Origin of the sequence: Paractinoplanes bogorensis, assembly GCF_018829635.1 — a bacterium.
Classification (GTDB): domain Bacteria; phylum Actinomycetota; class Actinomycetes; order Mycobacteriales; family Micromonosporaceae; genus Actinoplanes; species Actinoplanes bogorensis.
Genome location: NZ_JAHKKG010000014.1, coordinates 222,316 through 237,499 on the forward strand (window position 1 = coordinate 222,316; position 15,184 = coordinate 237,499).

Annotated in this window: 10 protein-coding genes; 6 read left to right on the forward strand and 4 right to left on the reverse strand. The window is 71.2% G+C overall.

The window, feature by feature from the left end; translation table 11 throughout:
- Positions 1–142: 142 nt before the first annotated feature.
- A complete protein-coding gene (locus KOI35_RS38305; RefSeq protein ID WP_215793932.1) occupies positions 143–1,813 on the reverse strand; it encodes an FAD-binding dehydrogenase in 1,671 nt (556 codons plus the stop codon).
- A gap of 45 nt (positions 1,814–1,858) precedes the next feature.
- On the reverse strand, positions 1,859–2,416 hold the full coding sequence (locus KOI35_RS38310) for a TetR family transcriptional regulator (protein WP_215793934.1): 558 nt from the start codon (positions 2,414–2,416) through the stop codon (positions 1,859–1,861).
- 156 nt (positions 2,417–2,572) lie between these two features.
- On the opposite strand from KOI35_RS38310, the gene KOI35_RS38315 reads away from it, so the two are divergent.
- The 6 genes from KOI35_RS38315 to KOI35_RS38340 all read left to right on the forward strand — a co-directional run bounded on the left by KOI35_RS38315 (position 2,573) and on the right by KOI35_RS38340 (position 11,952).
- Positions 2,573–3,466: an SDR family oxidoreductase gene (locus tag KOI35_RS38315; RefSeq protein ID WP_215793936.1), complete on the forward strand. Its 894-nt coding sequence runs from the start codon at positions 2,573–2,575 to the stop codon at positions 3,464–3,466.
- A 145-nt stretch (positions 3,467–3,611) separates the two neighbouring features.
- A complete protein-coding gene (locus KOI35_RS38320; RefSeq protein WP_246614438.1) occupies positions 3,612–4,835 on the forward strand; it encodes an alginate lyase family protein in 1,224 nt (407 codons plus the stop codon).
- Positions 4,836–4,843: 8 nt separating this feature from the next.
- Positions 4,844–7,018, forward strand: a complete 2,175-nt coding sequence (locus tag KOI35_RS38325; protein ID WP_215793938.1) for an RICIN domain-containing protein — start codon at positions 4,844–4,846, stop codon at positions 7,016–7,018.
- 52 nt (positions 7,019–7,070) lie between these two features.
- Positions 7,071–8,501 (forward strand): hypothetical protein, encoded by a 1,431-nt coding sequence (locus KOI35_RS38330; RefSeq protein ID WP_215793940.1) that lies wholly within the window; start codon positions 7,071–7,073, stop codon positions 8,499–8,501.
- Positions 8,502–8,530: 29 nt separating this feature from the next.
- Positions 8,531–9,313 carry an FAD binding domain-containing protein gene (locus tag KOI35_RS38335; RefSeq protein ID WP_215793942.1) on the forward strand — a complete coding sequence of 261 codons (783 nt, stop codon included), beginning with the start codon at positions 8,531–8,533 and terminating at the stop codon, positions 9,311–9,313.
- Positions 9,310–11,952 carry a molybdopterin-dependent oxidoreductase gene (locus KOI35_RS38340; protein ID WP_215793945.1) on the forward strand — a complete coding sequence of 881 codons (2,643 nt, stop codon included), beginning with the start codon at positions 9,310–9,312 and terminating at the stop codon, positions 11,950–11,952. The genes KOI35_RS38335 and KOI35_RS38340 overlap by 4 nt, the downstream gene beginning before the upstream one ends.
- On the opposite strand, the gene KOI35_RS38345 is transcribed toward KOI35_RS38340, so the two are convergent.
- Together KOI35_RS38345 and KOI35_RS38350 are read right to left on the reverse strand one after the other, a co-directional pair.
- Positions 11,873–13,870 (reverse strand): ATP-binding protein, encoded by a 1,998-nt coding sequence (locus tag KOI35_RS38345; protein WP_215793947.1) that lies wholly within the window; start codon positions 13,868–13,870, stop codon positions 11,873–11,875. The two genes, KOI35_RS38340 and KOI35_RS38345, sit on opposite strands and share 80 nt — an antisense overlap.
- The gene (locus KOI35_RS38350; protein WP_308121336.1) at positions 13,867–15,156 is read right to left on the reverse strand and encodes a sensor histidine kinase; all 1,290 of its coding nucleotides are present in this window, start codon (positions 15,154–15,156) and stop codon (positions 13,867–13,869) included. The genes KOI35_RS38345 and KOI35_RS38350 overlap by 4 nt, the downstream gene beginning before the upstream one ends.
- Positions 15,157–15,184 lie beyond the last annotated feature (28 nt).

Here is a 15,184-nt window from a genome sequence, read left to right on the forward strand (position 1 = left end):
AGCGGGCCGCGGCCGAGCGGGAGCGGGCGCGGCCGAGCGGGCGCGGCCGAGCGGGAGCGGCCGAGCGGGAGCGGCCGAGCGGGAGCGGCCGAGCGGGCGCGGCCGAGCGGGAGCGGGCGCGGGCGCGGCCGAGCAATCGGCGTCAGAGGGACTTGGCCAGGTGGCGGCCGGCCGCTCGGCCGCTGAACAGGCAGCCGCCGAGGAAGGTTCCCTCGAGCGCGTTGTAGCCGTGGACGCCCCCGCCCCCGAAGCCGGCCACCTCGCCCGCCGCGTACAGGCCGGGAATCGGACTGCCGTCGGAGGCGAGCGCGCGCGAATCGAGATCGGTCTGGATGCCACCCAGCGTCTTGCGGGTCAGGATGTGCAGCTTGATGCCGATCAGCGGGCCCGCGGCCGGGTCGAGAATGCGGTGCGGCGTCGCGGTGCGGCCGATCCGGTCGCCGAGATAGCGCCGGGAATTGCGGATGCCCTGCACCTGGGCATCCTTCGCGAACGGGTTGGCCATCTGCCGGTCCCGCGCCTCGATCTGGGTGCGGATCCGGGCCGCGTCGAGCAGCGGCTGATCGATGAGCTTGTTCATTCCGGCGACGAGATCGTCGAGGTGGGAGGCGACCACGAAATCGGCGCCCTTACGCTTGAACGCCTCGACCGGGGCCGGCGCGCCCTTTCCGAGAACGCGTTCCTTGAGGAAGGCGCGTTTGTCCCCCGAGGTGATGTCGGGGTTCTGCTCGGAGCCGGAAAGCGCGAACTCCTTCTCGATGATCCGTTGCGTGAGAATGAACCAGGAATGGTCGTAGCCGGCGATGTCCGGCGTCGTGCGCAGATGCTGCAGCGTGCTCATGGTGTCGTAACCGGGCAGGCACGGGGCGGGCAGCCGCCGGCCGAGAGCGTCGAACCACATCGACGACGGCCCGGGCAGAATGCGAATGCCGTGACCGGGCCAGATCGGATTCCAGTTCTGAATGCCCTCGGTGTAATGCCACATGCGGTCCCGGTTGACGAGCCGCGCCCCGGCGTCGGCCGAGATCTGCAACATGCGACCGTCGACATACGCGGGAACGCCGGTGATCATGCTGGCAGGCGCCGTGCCGAGCCGTTCCGGCCAGTATTTCCGCACCAGTTCGTGGTCGCCGCCGATACCGCCCGACGCCACGATCACGGCCTGCGCCGTCAACTCGAAATCGCCGGTCTCCTCGCGGTTGGACGGTTCGCCGCGTGACCCGTCGGAAGGAGCGAGGACCTTTCCCCGTACGCCGGAAACTGTCCCGTTCTCCACGACGACCTCGTCGACCCGGTGGCGATAGTGGAAGGTCACGAGTCCCCGGGCGGCGGCCTCCTCGACCGAGCGGACGAACGGCGCGACCACGCCGGTGCCGGTGCCCCAGGTGACGTGGAAGCGGGGTACCGAGTTGCCGTGGCCGTCGGCGCGCAAGCTGCCGCGCTCGGCCCAGCCCACGGTCGGCAGCCAGCTCAGGCCGAGCGAGGACAGCCAGGCGCGCTTCTCCCCGGCCGCGAACTCGACGTAGGAGCGGGCCCACTTGTAGCCCCACGAGTCCTGGTCGTCGAGCCGGTCGAAGCCGGCGCTGCCCTGCCAGTCGCTCCAGGCCAGGTCGAACGAGTCGGCGACGCGCATCCGGCGCTGCTCGGGGGTGTCGACCAGGAACAGTCCCCCGAACGACCAGAACGCCTGGCCGCCGAGGTTGGCCGCGTTCTCCTGATCGACGAGGGCGACCCGCTTGCCGGCCTTGGTGAGCTCGTGGGCGGCGGCCAGCCCGGCCAGTCCGGCCCCGACGACGATGACGTCTGCGTCCATGGTCCGGCAATGTACCGGAAATAGTGAGGAAGTTTCAGCTTCCGATCATGCCGCGCGTCGCAGCTCGGCCAGCGCCTCGCGCATGTGGGTGGAGAGCTCGCGATCGTCGGGGTCGTTGATCCAGCGGGAGAACGCGACCTTGAACGCGGCCACGCCCGACTCGGCGGCGATAGCGGCGCGCAGCTCGGAAACGCCCCGGCGCTGGAGAGCCGCGGCCAGCTCGGCGGCGACCGCGTGGAGTTTGACCAGCTCGCGTTCCTGCAGGGAGATGTTGGCGTCGATCACGGACTGACGCTGACGGGAGAAGGCCACGGGTGGGAAGTAGTCGGCGGCCACGGACTCGAACGCGGCGGCGACCGCCTGGGCCGGGCCGGCCTCGACCGGCGCGTCGGTGACCGTGGCGACGAGCAACTCGCGCAGGCGCTCGGAGCCGGCGAAGAAGACCTCGCGCTTGTCGGCGAAGTGGCGGAAGAACGTGCGCTCGGTGAGCCCGGCCTTCTCGGCGATCTCGGCGACGGTCGTGCGCTCGAAGCCCCGCGACGCGTAGAGATCCATCGCCGCCTGACGAAGGCGGGACTGCGCGTTCGGCTCCCAGCGACCCATGCGAGCCATTCTATGCGATGACAGTGTCTGACATCATCGGCATCATGTCAGCGACTGACGTCACACCGCCGCAGGGATGACAGCGACTGACATCGGGGTGGTAGCTTCATGTCAGCGGCTGACATCGCGGATGCCGCGAAGAGAGAGGGAACAGTCATGCGCGTATTCGTGACCGGAGCGTCGGGCTGGATCGGGTCGGCCGTGGTGCCGGAGCTGATCGCCCACGGACATCAGGTGGTCGGGCTGGCCCGGTCGGACGAGAAGGCGGCGGCCGTGGCGGCGGCGGGGGCCGAGGTGCTCCGCGGCGACCTGGACACACTGGACGTCCTGGCCGAGGGGGCCCGCACCACCGACGCCGTGGTGCATCTGGCGTTCGTGCACGACTTCGGGAACTTCGCGGAGTCGCTGCGCAAGGACCGGGCCGCCATCGACACCATCGGGGCGGCACTAGAAGGCACCGGGCGGCCGTTCGCCATCGCCTCAGGGACGCTCGGACTCACGCCCGGGCAGGTCGCGACCGAGCAGACCAACCCCGACCCGGCCACCGCCCACCCGCGGCAGCAGTCGGCGGCCGCCGCGCTCGCGCTGGCCGGGCGCGGGGTCAAGCCGATCATCGTGCGGCTCGCGCCGACCGTGCACGGTGCCGGCGATCACGGCTTCGTCGCCGAGCTGGTGCGGGTCGCGCGGGAGCGCAAGGTGGCCGGCTACGTCGGAGACGGCGCGAACCGGTGGACGGCCGTGCACCGCGACGACGCCGCCGCTCTGATCCGGTTGGCGATCGAGAAGGCTGCGAACGAGGAAGCGATGGCCGGCCGTGTCGTGCACGCCGTTGCCGAGGAGGCGGTGACCGCCCGCGAGATCGCCGAGGCCATCGGACGCGGGCTGGGCATCGAGACAGCGCCGGCCGCGCCGGAGGAGCTCGGATGGATCGGGCCGATGTTCGCCGCGGACAGCCCGGCCTCGAACACGATCACCCGCGAGACGTACGGCTGGAACCCGACCGGCCCGACGCTGATCGAGGATCTCGACGCCGGCCACTACTTCAACTAAGGCGGGAACTAAGAGAGCGCTCTCTTGTTCCGGAACCTTTAAGAGACACTTAAGTACGTCGATTTCTGCTTGACCGGGCTCTCCCGGGATGGGAACTGTTAACTCACTTTCCGGTTCCCCCACCCCCAATTCCGGGAGATCCCCCATGCATAGACGTGTCCTATTGGCGGCCTTCACGGCATTAGTCGCGGCGGGCGCCACGTTCGGCGTCCGCCTCGTGACGGCCGACGCGACCACGACCGCAGTAAAAGACGCGACCACGACCGCAGTAAAAGCAGCAGCCCCGGCTGCCTTCACCCACCCCGGGGTGCTGGTCAGCCGGGCTCAACTCGACTTCGTCAAGGGGCGCGTGAACGCCGGCGCCCAGCCGTGGGCCAGTGCCTACAACCAGATGCTGGCCAGCCGGTACGCGTCCCTCAGCCGGACGCCGGCGCCCCGGGCCACCGTGGAATGCGGGTCCTACTCGAACCCGAACAACGGGTGCACCGACGAGCGTGAGGACGCCATCGCGGCGTACACGGACGCCCTGATCTGGTACGTCACGGGGAACGCGGCCTATGCGCAGAAGTCGATCGCGCTGATGGATGCCTGGTCGGCCACGATCAAATCGCACACCAACAGCAACGCCCCGCTGCAGACCGGATGGGCGGGATCGGTGTGGCCGCGGGCCGCCGAGATCATCAAGCACGCGTACGGGAACTGGCCCAACCAGGCCCGCTTCGCCACCATGCTGCGCACCGTCTATCTGCCGGTCGTGATCGCGGGCAGCAGCAGTAACGGCAACTGGGAACTGTCGATGATGGAGGCCGCGGTCGGCATCGCCGTGCACCTCGACGACAAAGCCAGTTACGACCGGGCGATCGCGCGCTTCCAGGCCCGTACGGCGGCCTACATCTACATCGCGGCCGACGGCTCGCAACCGAAGTATCCGCCGGTGGGCAGCGTCGACACCCGGGCCGAGCTGATCAGCTACTGGCAGGGGCAGAGCACCTTCGTCGACGGGCTCGCGCAGGAGACGTGCCGCGACTTCGTGCACACGGGGTACGGACTGAGCGCGATCAGCCACGTCGCCGAGACCACCCGCATCCAGGGCCAGGATCTCTGGCCGCAGCTGCAGGAGCGGATGCGGCACGCGTACGGGTTCCACACCAAGTTCGAGAACGGGACGGCCGTGCCCTCGAACATCTGCGGCGGCTCGGTGACCAAGGGGCTCGGGCCGGTCTCCGAGGTGGCCTACAACGCGCTGGCCAACCGGCTCGGCATCGCCATGAGCAATTCGAAGACCTACACCGAGGCGCGCCGCCCGCAGGGCACGAACAACCTGTTCGTCGCCTGGGAGACGCTCACCCACGCCAACAACCCGGCCTGAGGAAGAGAATGAAAAAGATCCTGACGGCCGCGATCGTCGGCCTCACCGCGGCCGGCCTCGGCATAGCGGGTATCACCAGTGCGTATGCGGCCACCACCGGCGCGATAACGAGCGCGGCCAACGGCAAATGCCTCGACGTCACCAACGGCAGCACCGCCAACGGCAACCAGCCCCAGATGTGGTCGTGCTCGACCGGCCCCAACCAGACCTGGACCCTGGGCGACGACGGCACACTCAAAGGCCTGGGCAAGTGCCTCGACGTGGCGAACGGCGCGACCACCGACGGCGCGGTCGTGCATATGTGGGACTGCTTCACCGGCCTGACCAGCCAGCAGTGGACCCTGAACGCGTCCAGGGACCTGGTCAACGTCAAGGCCGGCAAGTGCCTCGACATCAAGGACAACAACCTGGCCGACGGCGCCAAGCTCCAACTGTGGACGTGCGGCGGCGGCGCCAACCAGAAGTGGACGTTGAACGGAGGAAGTACGACGCCACCCACGACGCCACCGACAACGGTCCCGCCGAACTCGAACAACCCGGATCTCGGCCCCAACGTCGCGATCTTCGACCCGTCGATGAGCGCGAGCACCATCCAGAACAAGCTCAACAGCGTCTTCAACCAGCAGGTCACCAACCAGTTCGGCACGGCCCGGCAGGCCCTGCTGTTCAAGCCGGGCACCTACACCAACGACGTCAACGTCGGCTTCTTCACCCAGGTCGCCGGTCTCGGCCTCACCCCGGGCCAGGTCAACATCAACGGCCACGTGCACGTCGAGGCCGACTGGTGGCCGGACGGCACGCAGAACGCCACCCAGAACTTCTGGCGTTCGGCCGAGGGCCTGACCGTGACGCCGCAGGACGGGCTCGACCGCTGGTCGGTGAGCCAGGCCGCGCCGTACCGCCGCATGCACGTCAAGGGCAACCTGGCGCTGAGCGACGGCGGCTGGTCGTCCGGCGGTTTCATCGCCGACTCGAAGATCGACGGGCAGATCCAGTCGGGCAGCCAGCAGCAGTTCCTGACCCGGAACTCGCAGATGGGCAGCTGGAACGGCTCGAACTGGAACCAGGTCTTCGTGGGCTCCCCCGGCGCACCGGCCCAGAGCTTCCCGAACCCGCCGTTCACGACGATCGGCAGCTCCCCCACGATCGCCGAGAAGCCCTACCTGTACGTCGACTCGACCGGCGCGTACCAGGTCTTCGTCCCCGCCCTGCGGAGCAACGCCAGCGGCACCACCTGGGCCAACGGCACCCCGGCGGGCACGTCCCTGCCGATCAGCACCTTCGCCGTGGTCAAGCCGGGTGACACGGCGGCGACCATCAACGCCGCGCTCGCCGCGGGCAAGAACCTGCTGGTCACGCCGGGCGTCTACAACCTCAGCCAGACGTTGAACGTGAACCGGGCCGGCACCGTGATCCTCGGGCTGGGACTGGCCACCTTCGTGCCCACGGGCGGCGTGAACGCCATGAACATCGCCGACGTGGACGGCGTCCGGCTGGCCGGGGTGCTCTTCGACGCCGGCACGACCAACTCGAACACCCTGCTGCAGGTCGGCCCGGCGGGGTCGGCGGCGAACCACGCGGCCAACCCGACCGTGCTGTCCGACGTGTTCGTGCGGGTCGGCGGCTCGATCGCGGGCAAGGCGACCGTGAGCGTCGAGGTGAACAGCAACAACGTGATCGGCGACCACGCCTGGATCTGGCGGGCCGACCACGGCAACGGCGGGACGGTCGGCTGGACCATCAACACCGGGCGCAACGGCCTGATCGTCAACGGCAACGACGTCACGTTCTACGGGTTGTTCGTCGAGCACTATCAGCAGTACCAGACGATCTGGAACGGTGACCGCGGCCGCACGTACTTCTATCAGAACGAGATGCCGTACGACCCGCCGAACCAGGCCGCCTGGATGAACGGCTCGACCCGCGGGTGGGCGGCGTACAAGGTGGCCGACTCGGTGACCACGCACGAGGCGTACGGGCTGGGAAGTTACTGCTTCTTCAACGTCAACCCGTCGGTCGTCGCGCAGCGGGCCTTCGAGGTGCCGGTCCGATCGGGTGTCCGGTTCCGTGACATGGTCACCGTCTCGCTCGGCGGCACCGGCACGATCACCAGCGTCATCAACAACACGGGTCAGACGGTGAACAGCGGCCACCAGGTCACCAGCATCGTCAGCGGCCCCTGACAAAAGCAAAGAATCGCCCGCATCAACGAGGCCAACGCATGACGATGGAGTCATGCGTTGGCTGATGCGGGTGGACACCAGTGTGCCGGCCGCCGGTCTCGTCGCGTTCCTGCTGATCTTCGGCGTTTTCGGCGGCCCGTCCGACCCGGCCCCGGCGGCACGCTGGGTCGGCCTGGGCGTGCTGATCGGGCCGGCCCTTTCCGTGTACCCCCACCGGGGCGCGGCGGCCTGGGCGGCGGTACTCGGTGCGGTGCTCTGGACCCCGCTCGCCCTCAGCCCCGGCACGGTCATCGCCACCTGGTGTTACGCGGCGGTCGCGATCCTGGTCTCCCGCCTCGACCGCCCCACCGCACCGCTGCCCGTCCCCCATCGCAAACCCCCTTCCCCGTACGCGATCCCGCACGTCGCCGCCCCGGCCGAGGTGGCCGGGTTCGCGCTGTTGCTGACGGCCGCGGCCGGAGTGGTCTGGGTGGCCGTGAGTGACGCCGCCGTCCCGTGGCTGGCCGTCACCATCGCCGCCTTCACGCTCGGTTGTGCCCTGCTGGCGCGCGCCGTCCGGGCCCAGGCCGCCCTGCGCCGCCTGTTCCTGACTCCCCAGCCGGTGCACGCCGTCCGCGCGGTCGAGCAGGAGGGGTACGTGCACGTGCTGCTCCCCGCCGAGCACGGCGAGACGGCGTACGAGTTCGCCTTCGACGTCGCCGAGCCCGAACCTCGGCACGACGAGGACGACGTGCACACCGAAGCTGCGGTTCTCTACGGCGAACCTCGTACGGGAAGCTGGTGTGCCCTCGAGGTCGGCGACCGTCTGCATGTGCCGGTCGGGCCGGTGGGCGAGGTCATCGAGGTGCCCTACGACGTGGTCGAGGGCCTCCCCCGCGAGATCGAGGACGACGAGGAGCAGCTGGTCGACCCCGATTCGCTGCGCCCGGCCGACCGGGACGCCGACGCGTTCCAGCCGCGCGAGCACCGGATCTCGCCGCAACGGGCCTGGGCCGCCACCATCGCCATCGGTCTCGGCGCCGCGCTCGCCCTGGCCGAGGCGGCCCAGCTGGCCGGGCTGCCGCGCGGCGTGCTGATCGCGGTGGCCGCCGTCGCCGCCGGGGCCGGATACGAGTTCGGGTGGCGCTCGCAGCTGCGGCCCCGGCTGCGCTGGCACGCGGGCGGCATCGCGGCGATCGGTTTCCGCGGGCGCAACCGGGAACCGTGGGCGACCGACAGCGCGATCGTGCACGACGACGAGGGCACGGTGGTGCTGACCGCGGGCGAGGCCGTGCTCAACGTGCCGGTGCCCGCGCCCTGGCCGGCCCGCTCGCACCAGCGCACGGCCGACCAGCTGGTGGCCGCGCTGCGCGACACCCGGATCCGCGCGCTCGCGATCAGCCCCTTGCCGCCCCCGCCCGTGCTCGAGGTGCCGCGCCGCCCGGTGTTGCTGTTCGTGTTGTGGGCGGCCACGGTCGCCGCGACGTTGCTGATCGTGAACTAGCCGAAACACGACGCGCGTAGCGTACTGACGTGGACCTGCACACCGTCGCCGAAGTGGTCAGCCCGGCCGAGGTCGGCCAGTGGCGACCGGGTGACGCCTGGCTGGGCGGCGGCACGGCACTGTTCGGCGAGCCCCGGCCGCACCTGTCCCGGCTGCTCGACCTGACCACGGCCGGCTGGCCCGCCCTGACGGTCCGCGACGACGGCCTCGAGATCGCCGCCACCTGCACGATCGCCGAACTGGCGGCGAGCGGCTACGACATCGCCGAGAAGTGCTGCCACGCGTTCCTGGCCTCCTTCAAGATCTGGAACGTGGCGACCGTGGGCGGCAATCTGTGCGCCGCGCTGCCGGCCGGCCCGATGATCGCGCTGGGCGCCTCGCTCGGCGGATCGGTGCTGCTGCTCGGTCCCGGGGGTGAGCGGCGGGTGCCGGTGGCCGGGTTCGTGACCGGGGAGGGCACCACCGTGCTGACCGAGGGTGAGTTGCTGCGCTCGATGCATCTGCCCGCGAAGGCGCTCACCGCGAGGACGGCGTACCGGCAAGGCTCTCTGCATGCCCACGGACGCTCGGGCGTGCTGGTGATCGGGCGGCTCGACGGCGACGGCACGGTCGAGATCACCGTGACCGCGGCGACCCGACGGCCGTACGTGCTGACCTTCCCCGGGATGCCGGGCGCCGAGATCCTGTCGGTCGCGCTGACCGAGCGGATACCCGAGGACGCCTACGTCGACGACGTCCACGGACTACCCGCGTGGCGCCGGCACCTGACGCGTCTCTATGCCGAGCAGGTGCGGGTGGAGCTGGCGTCATGAAGATCAACGGGACCGAGCACGACCAGACTCCCCGTCCGGGCCAGTGCCTGCGCACCTATCTGCGCGAACAGGGGGCGTACGGGGTCAAGAAGGGTTGTGACACCGGCGACTGCGGCGCCTGCACCGTGCACGTCGACGGCGTGCCGGTGCACTCGTGCGTCTACCCGGCGTTCCGGGCCGCCGACCGCAACATCACCACGGTCGAGGGGCTGGCCGGCGACGACGGTCTGCACCCGGTGCAGCAGCAGTTCCTCGACGCGCAGGGCTTCCAGTGCGGGTTCTGCACGGCCGGTCTGATCATGACGACGGCCGCCCTGACCGACGATCAGCGCGCCGATCTGCCGCGGGCGTTCAAGGGCAACCTCTGCCGCTGTACGGGGTATCGGGCCATCGCCGACGCGGTCGCGGGCGTGGTCAACGTGGCCGAACCTTCGACGGGCAAGGCGGTCGGCTCGAACCTGGGCGCTCCGGCCGGTCCGCAGGTGGTCACCGGCACCGCCCGCTACACGTTCGACCTCGACGTTCCGGATGTGCGGCATCTGAAGGTGCTGCGGTCGCCGCACCCGCATGCCCGGATTCTTTCCGTACGGACGGAAGCCGCGCTCGCCGTGCCCGGGGTCGAGCTCGTGCTCACCCACGCCGACGCGCCGGACGTCCGCTTCTCCACGGCCATGCACGAGCGGGCGGAGGAGGACCCGGCCGACACCCGGGTACTCGACGACGTGGTGCGCTTCGCCGGGCAACGGGTCGCCGCCGTCGTAGCCACCAGCGAGGCCGCGGCCGAGGCGGGCATACGCGCCCTGGCCGTCGACTACGAGGTGCTGCCCGCGGTGCTCACCCCGGAGGAGGCGCTGGCCGGCGACGCCCCGCAACTGCATCCCGGGGCGGCGGGCAACGTGGTCGCCGAACTGCACGCCGAGATGGGCGACACCGAGGCCGGATTCGCCGCGGCCGACGAGGTGTACGAGGGCACGTTCCACACGCCGCGGGTGCAGCACGCCAGCCTGGAGACGCACGGCGCGACCGGCTGGCTCGACGACGACGGGCGGCTCGTGCTCCGGACCAGCTCGCAGACCCCGTTCCTGACCCGGCGGGCGCTGGCCCGGCTCTACGACCGGACCGACGACCAGGTGCGTGTGCTGACCGGCCGGGTCGGCGGCGGGTTCGGCGGCAAGCAGGAGATGCTGGTCGAGGATCTGGTCGCGCTGGCCGTGCTGCGCCTGGGGAAGCCGGTGCGGCACGAGTACACCCGGGCCGAGCAGTTCACGGCGGCCACCACCCGGCATCCATTCACGGTCACGGTCAAGGTGGGCGGACGGGCCGACGGCACGCTGACCGCGCTCCGGCTGACGGTCGTCTCCAACACCGGGGCGTACGGGAATCACGGTCCGGCGGTGATGTTCCACGGCTGCCACGAGTCGATCGCCGTCTACCGCTGCGCCAACATGCGGACCGACGCGCAGTGCGTCTACACGAACACCGTGCCCGCGGGCGCGTTCCGGGGCTACGGGCTCGGGCAGGTCTCGTTCGCGGTCGAGTCGGCGCTCGACGAGCTGGCCCGGCGGCTCGGCGTCGACCCGGTCGCGCTCCGCGAGATCAACATCGTGCGCGCGGGCGACCACCTGACCGCGCCGGGCGACCATGCCGACGATCTGACCATCGCCTCGTACGGGCTCGATCAGTGCCTCGGCCACATCCGGGAGGCCGCGGCCGCCCCGGTCGAGCCGGCGCCCGCGGGCTGGCTGACCGGCGACGGCATGGCCATCACGATGATCGCGGCCGGTCCGCCCGGCGGCCACTACGCCGACGCGACGGCGACGCTGCGCCCGGACGGGCGGTTCGAGATCGCGGTCGGGACGGCCGAGTTCGGCAACGGCAGCACGACCGTGCACGCGCAGATCGCCGCCGACGCGCTGGGCACCACGCCCGACCGGATCGTCGTGCGGCAGTCCGACACCGACGTGGTCCGGCACGACACCGGCGCGTTCGCCTCGACCGGCGTGGTCGTGGCGGGCCAGGCGGTGCTGCACGCGACCCGCGGGCTGAACGCGAAGCTGCGGGACGCGGCGGGTGGCGGCGAGCTCACCGAGGCGGTGCTCGAACGGCTGGCCGCGGGCGGGTTCACGGCCGAGGGGCACTGGGGCGGCAGCCCGCGGTCGGTGGCGTTCAACGCCCAGTGGTTCCGGGTCGCGGTCGACCCCGACACCGGCGAGCTGCGGATCCTGCGCAGCGTGCACAGCGCCGACGCGGGCACGGTGATGAACCCGCTGCAGTGCCGCGGGCAGGTCGAGGGCGGGGTGGCCCAGGCGCTCGGGGCGACGCTGGCCGAGCACGTCGACATCGGCGCCGACGGGCACGTCACCACGGCCGGGTTCCGGCAGTATCACCTGCCCACGTTCGCCGACGTGCCGCGTACGGAGGTGCTGTTCGCCGACACCGACGACGCGATCGGGCCGCTGGGCGCGAAGTCGATGAGCGAGAGCCCGTACAACCCGGTCGCCCCGGCGCTGGCCAATGCGGTCCGGGACGCGACCGGCGTACGGATGACGGAACTGCCCCTCACCCGCGACCGGATCTGGACGGCTCTGCAGCGGGCCGGTGCGCCTGCGGTTCGGCCATCACCGGGAGCACCATCGTGAAGGTGCTCCCCTGCCCCAGCTCGGAGCGGGCGGTCACGGTACCGCCGTGGTCGTTGACGATGTTGCGCACGATGGCCAGGCCCAGTCCGTTGCCCTGCACGGCCTGATCCATCGCGTTGGCCGCCCGGTGGAACGGGGTGAACAGCCCCGGCACGTCGTCGGCCGGGATGCCGATGCCGGTGTCCGAGACGGTGACCACGGCCCGGTCGTCGACCCGGGTCAGCCGGCATTCGAGGTGACCGCCGGGCGCGGTGAACTTGACCGCATTGTCGAGCAGGTGGCGGACGGCCCGTTCGAGCTGGGCGGCGTCGCCGCGGACCCAGGCCGGCTCGGTCGACAGCTCGCACCGCAGGTCCTTGGCCCGCGCGGCGACCCCCAGCGTCGCGTGCACCTGGCCGATCAGCCGGGCCAGGTCGACCGGCAGCGTCTCGGCGCCCGAGCGGTCGTTCGTCCGGTCGAGCAGCAGCAGGTCGTCGACCGTGGCCTCGAGCCGGTGGGCGTTGCGCAGGATCGCGTCGATGCCCCGCTTCTGCACCCGGGACAGGCCCCGCGCGTGCTCCGGGTTGTCGGTCAGGTCCTCGGACAGCATCTCGCTGTAGCCCAGGATGCTGGTCAGCGGCGTACGCAGCTCGTGGGTGACGGTGGCGACGAAGACGTCCTTCTGCTCGTCGAGCACCCGCAGCTCGTTGATCAGCCGGGCCTGGCGCAGCCGCAGGCGCTCCTGGTGGGCCGCGTGGTCGACCTCGCGGGCCAGGCCGATCAGCAGCCGGGACTCCTCCTCGGACCACGGACGCCCGGCCCGGATCAGGCAGATCAGCCCGGGCGGGCAGCCGGCGTCACCGCTGAGCGGGATGACCAGGCCGCCGGCGAGCTGACCGGGCCGCAGCGCGCTGCCCGGGGCGCACGAGCGGGCCTGCTCGTCGATCGCCGGATCCAGCGGCGGGGCGCCGGCCGGCCAGGTGATCGCGATCGGCACACCGGCCTGGATCGTGATCCGGCTGTGCAGCACGTCGGCGCCCAAGGTGGTGCCGATCATGTCGGCGATCCGCCAGGCCGACTGCTCCGGCTCGGCGTCCTCCTGCAACTGCAGCGTGACGGCCTGCCGCAGCTCGATCCGGGCCACCCGGGCCTTCTCGGCGCTGAGCAGGCGCTCGGTCTCGGCCGCGAGGTCGTTCAGGGTGCCCGCGACCGCACGCAGCTCGCCCGGCCCGGCCGGGGTGGTCCGGGCGGTCAGGTCGCCGTCGGCCAGGCGGCGCAGGGTGAGCCGGATGTGTTCGAGCGGGACCAGCAGGTGCCGCTGATGCAGCAGGGCCAGGCCCAGCCCGGCCGCCACGACCAGGCAGGCGAGCCCGGCGAAGAGCAGGGTGACGAACTCGGCCCCGGCCCGCTCGTGCTCGCCGGCCAGCCGCTCGAAGCTCTCGACGGCGGCGAAGACGTCCGCGTTGGCCGTGCGGAGCTGGTCGAACAGGTCCTTGCCGCGGGCCGCCCGGGCGGCGTCGTCGTCGGGCACGCCCGCGTTCACGATCGGGATGGCGTAGTCGTAGAGCCAGCCCTCGGCCGCCTGCCGTTCGACCTCCAGCAGCCGGGCCGTCTCGGCGTCGAGCGGGTCGGCCACCAGCCGGTCGAGGGCGCTGAAGGCGCCGGCCCGGCCGCTGGTGTAGGGCTGCAGGAACGCCGTGTCACCGGTCAGCTGGAACCCGCGGATGCCGGTCTCGGCGTCGGTCATGTACTGCAGCACGGCCCGGTTGGTGTCCCGGGCGACGTCGATCCGGGCGCCGCGCTCCTCGTGCTGCGTGCGGGCCCGCTCGGTCACCACGAAGTTGGCCACGATCAGGGCCAGGAAGAGCAGGAGCAGCACCGCGAACCCGCCCGCCACCCGGTATTTCAGCCTCGTGAGGGCGAACCGCTGGAAGATCATGAGACAGCCGCCGCGTGCTGCCCGACCGGCAGCGTGAAGACGACCGTCGTCCCCCCGCCCGGTGTCTCCGCCGCCACGATCCGCCCGCCGTGCCGGTCGACGATCCGCTGGCAGGTCGATAGGCCGATGCCGTGCCCCCGGCCCGAACCGGGGTCGACCTGCGTGAACATGTCGAAGACTTTTTCGCGCTGGGCCTTGGGGATGCCGACCCCGTTGTCGGCCACGCTCACCCGCCACTGCCCGCCGTCGTGCCGCGCGCTGACCTCGATGTGGCACGGCCGGTCGGGCCGGCGGTACTTGAGCGAGTTGCCGATCAGGTTCTGCAGCAGCTGCCGGATCAGGGTCGGATCGGCGTCGATCGTCGGCAGGTCCGGCTGCACCACCACGGTCGCCCCGTCCAGGCTGCCGCGCAGGTCGGTGAGGGCCTGCTCGACCAGATCGCCGAGCGCTGCGGGCTCGGGCCGGCACGGGGCATGACCGGCCCGCGCATACAGGAGCAGCGCCGTGATCAGGCGCTGCATCCGGCCGATGGCCCGCGTCGACGACCCGATCCAGCGGGCCGACTCCGGATCGGCGCGGGCGACCCGCTCCTCGATCAGCTCCAGATAGCCGTTGACCACGGTCAGCGGGGCGGCCAGGTCGTGGCTGACCACGCCGGCGAACTGCTCCAGCTCCCGGTTGGAGCGCCGCAGCTCGACGATGGTGGCCTTCTTCTCGGCGTGCGCCCGGCCCAGGTCGGCGTGCGCGACCTCGAGCTCCTCGTGCTGCTCGCGCACCTCGGACGCCAGCTCGGCGTTGGCCCGGGCCTGGCGGCGGCGCTCGAACAGGGCCACGATCACCTCGGCCAGGTCCTTGAGCCGCGCGATCTGCTCGTCGGTCAGCTCGTGCCGCTCGGTGTGGAAGACGCAGAGCGAGCCGAGCGCGTAGCCCTGCGGTGTGACCAGCGGGGCCGAGAAGTAGAACCGGACCCGGCCCAGCAGACCGGTGACCCAGGGGTTGAACGCGAACGCCAGGTCGAGGCCGGCGTCCGGCAGATAGGTGACCTCACCCGTCTCGAACCGGACGGCGCACATCGAATCGGACCGCGCGGTGTCGGAGCCCTCGAACCCGTGCGTGGTCAGCTGGCACTGCCGGCTCTCGTCGATCAGGTTGAGCGTCGCGTTGGGCACTCCCGCCACCAGGGCCGCCACCCGCACCACGGCTTCCAGCTCGTCGCCCGCAGGGGTGTCGAGCAGCTCGTACTCGTGCAGGGCGGCCAGGCGTCGCTGCTCGTGGGCGGCGGTCACTTCGTTCAGTTCGGCAGCAAACCCGAAG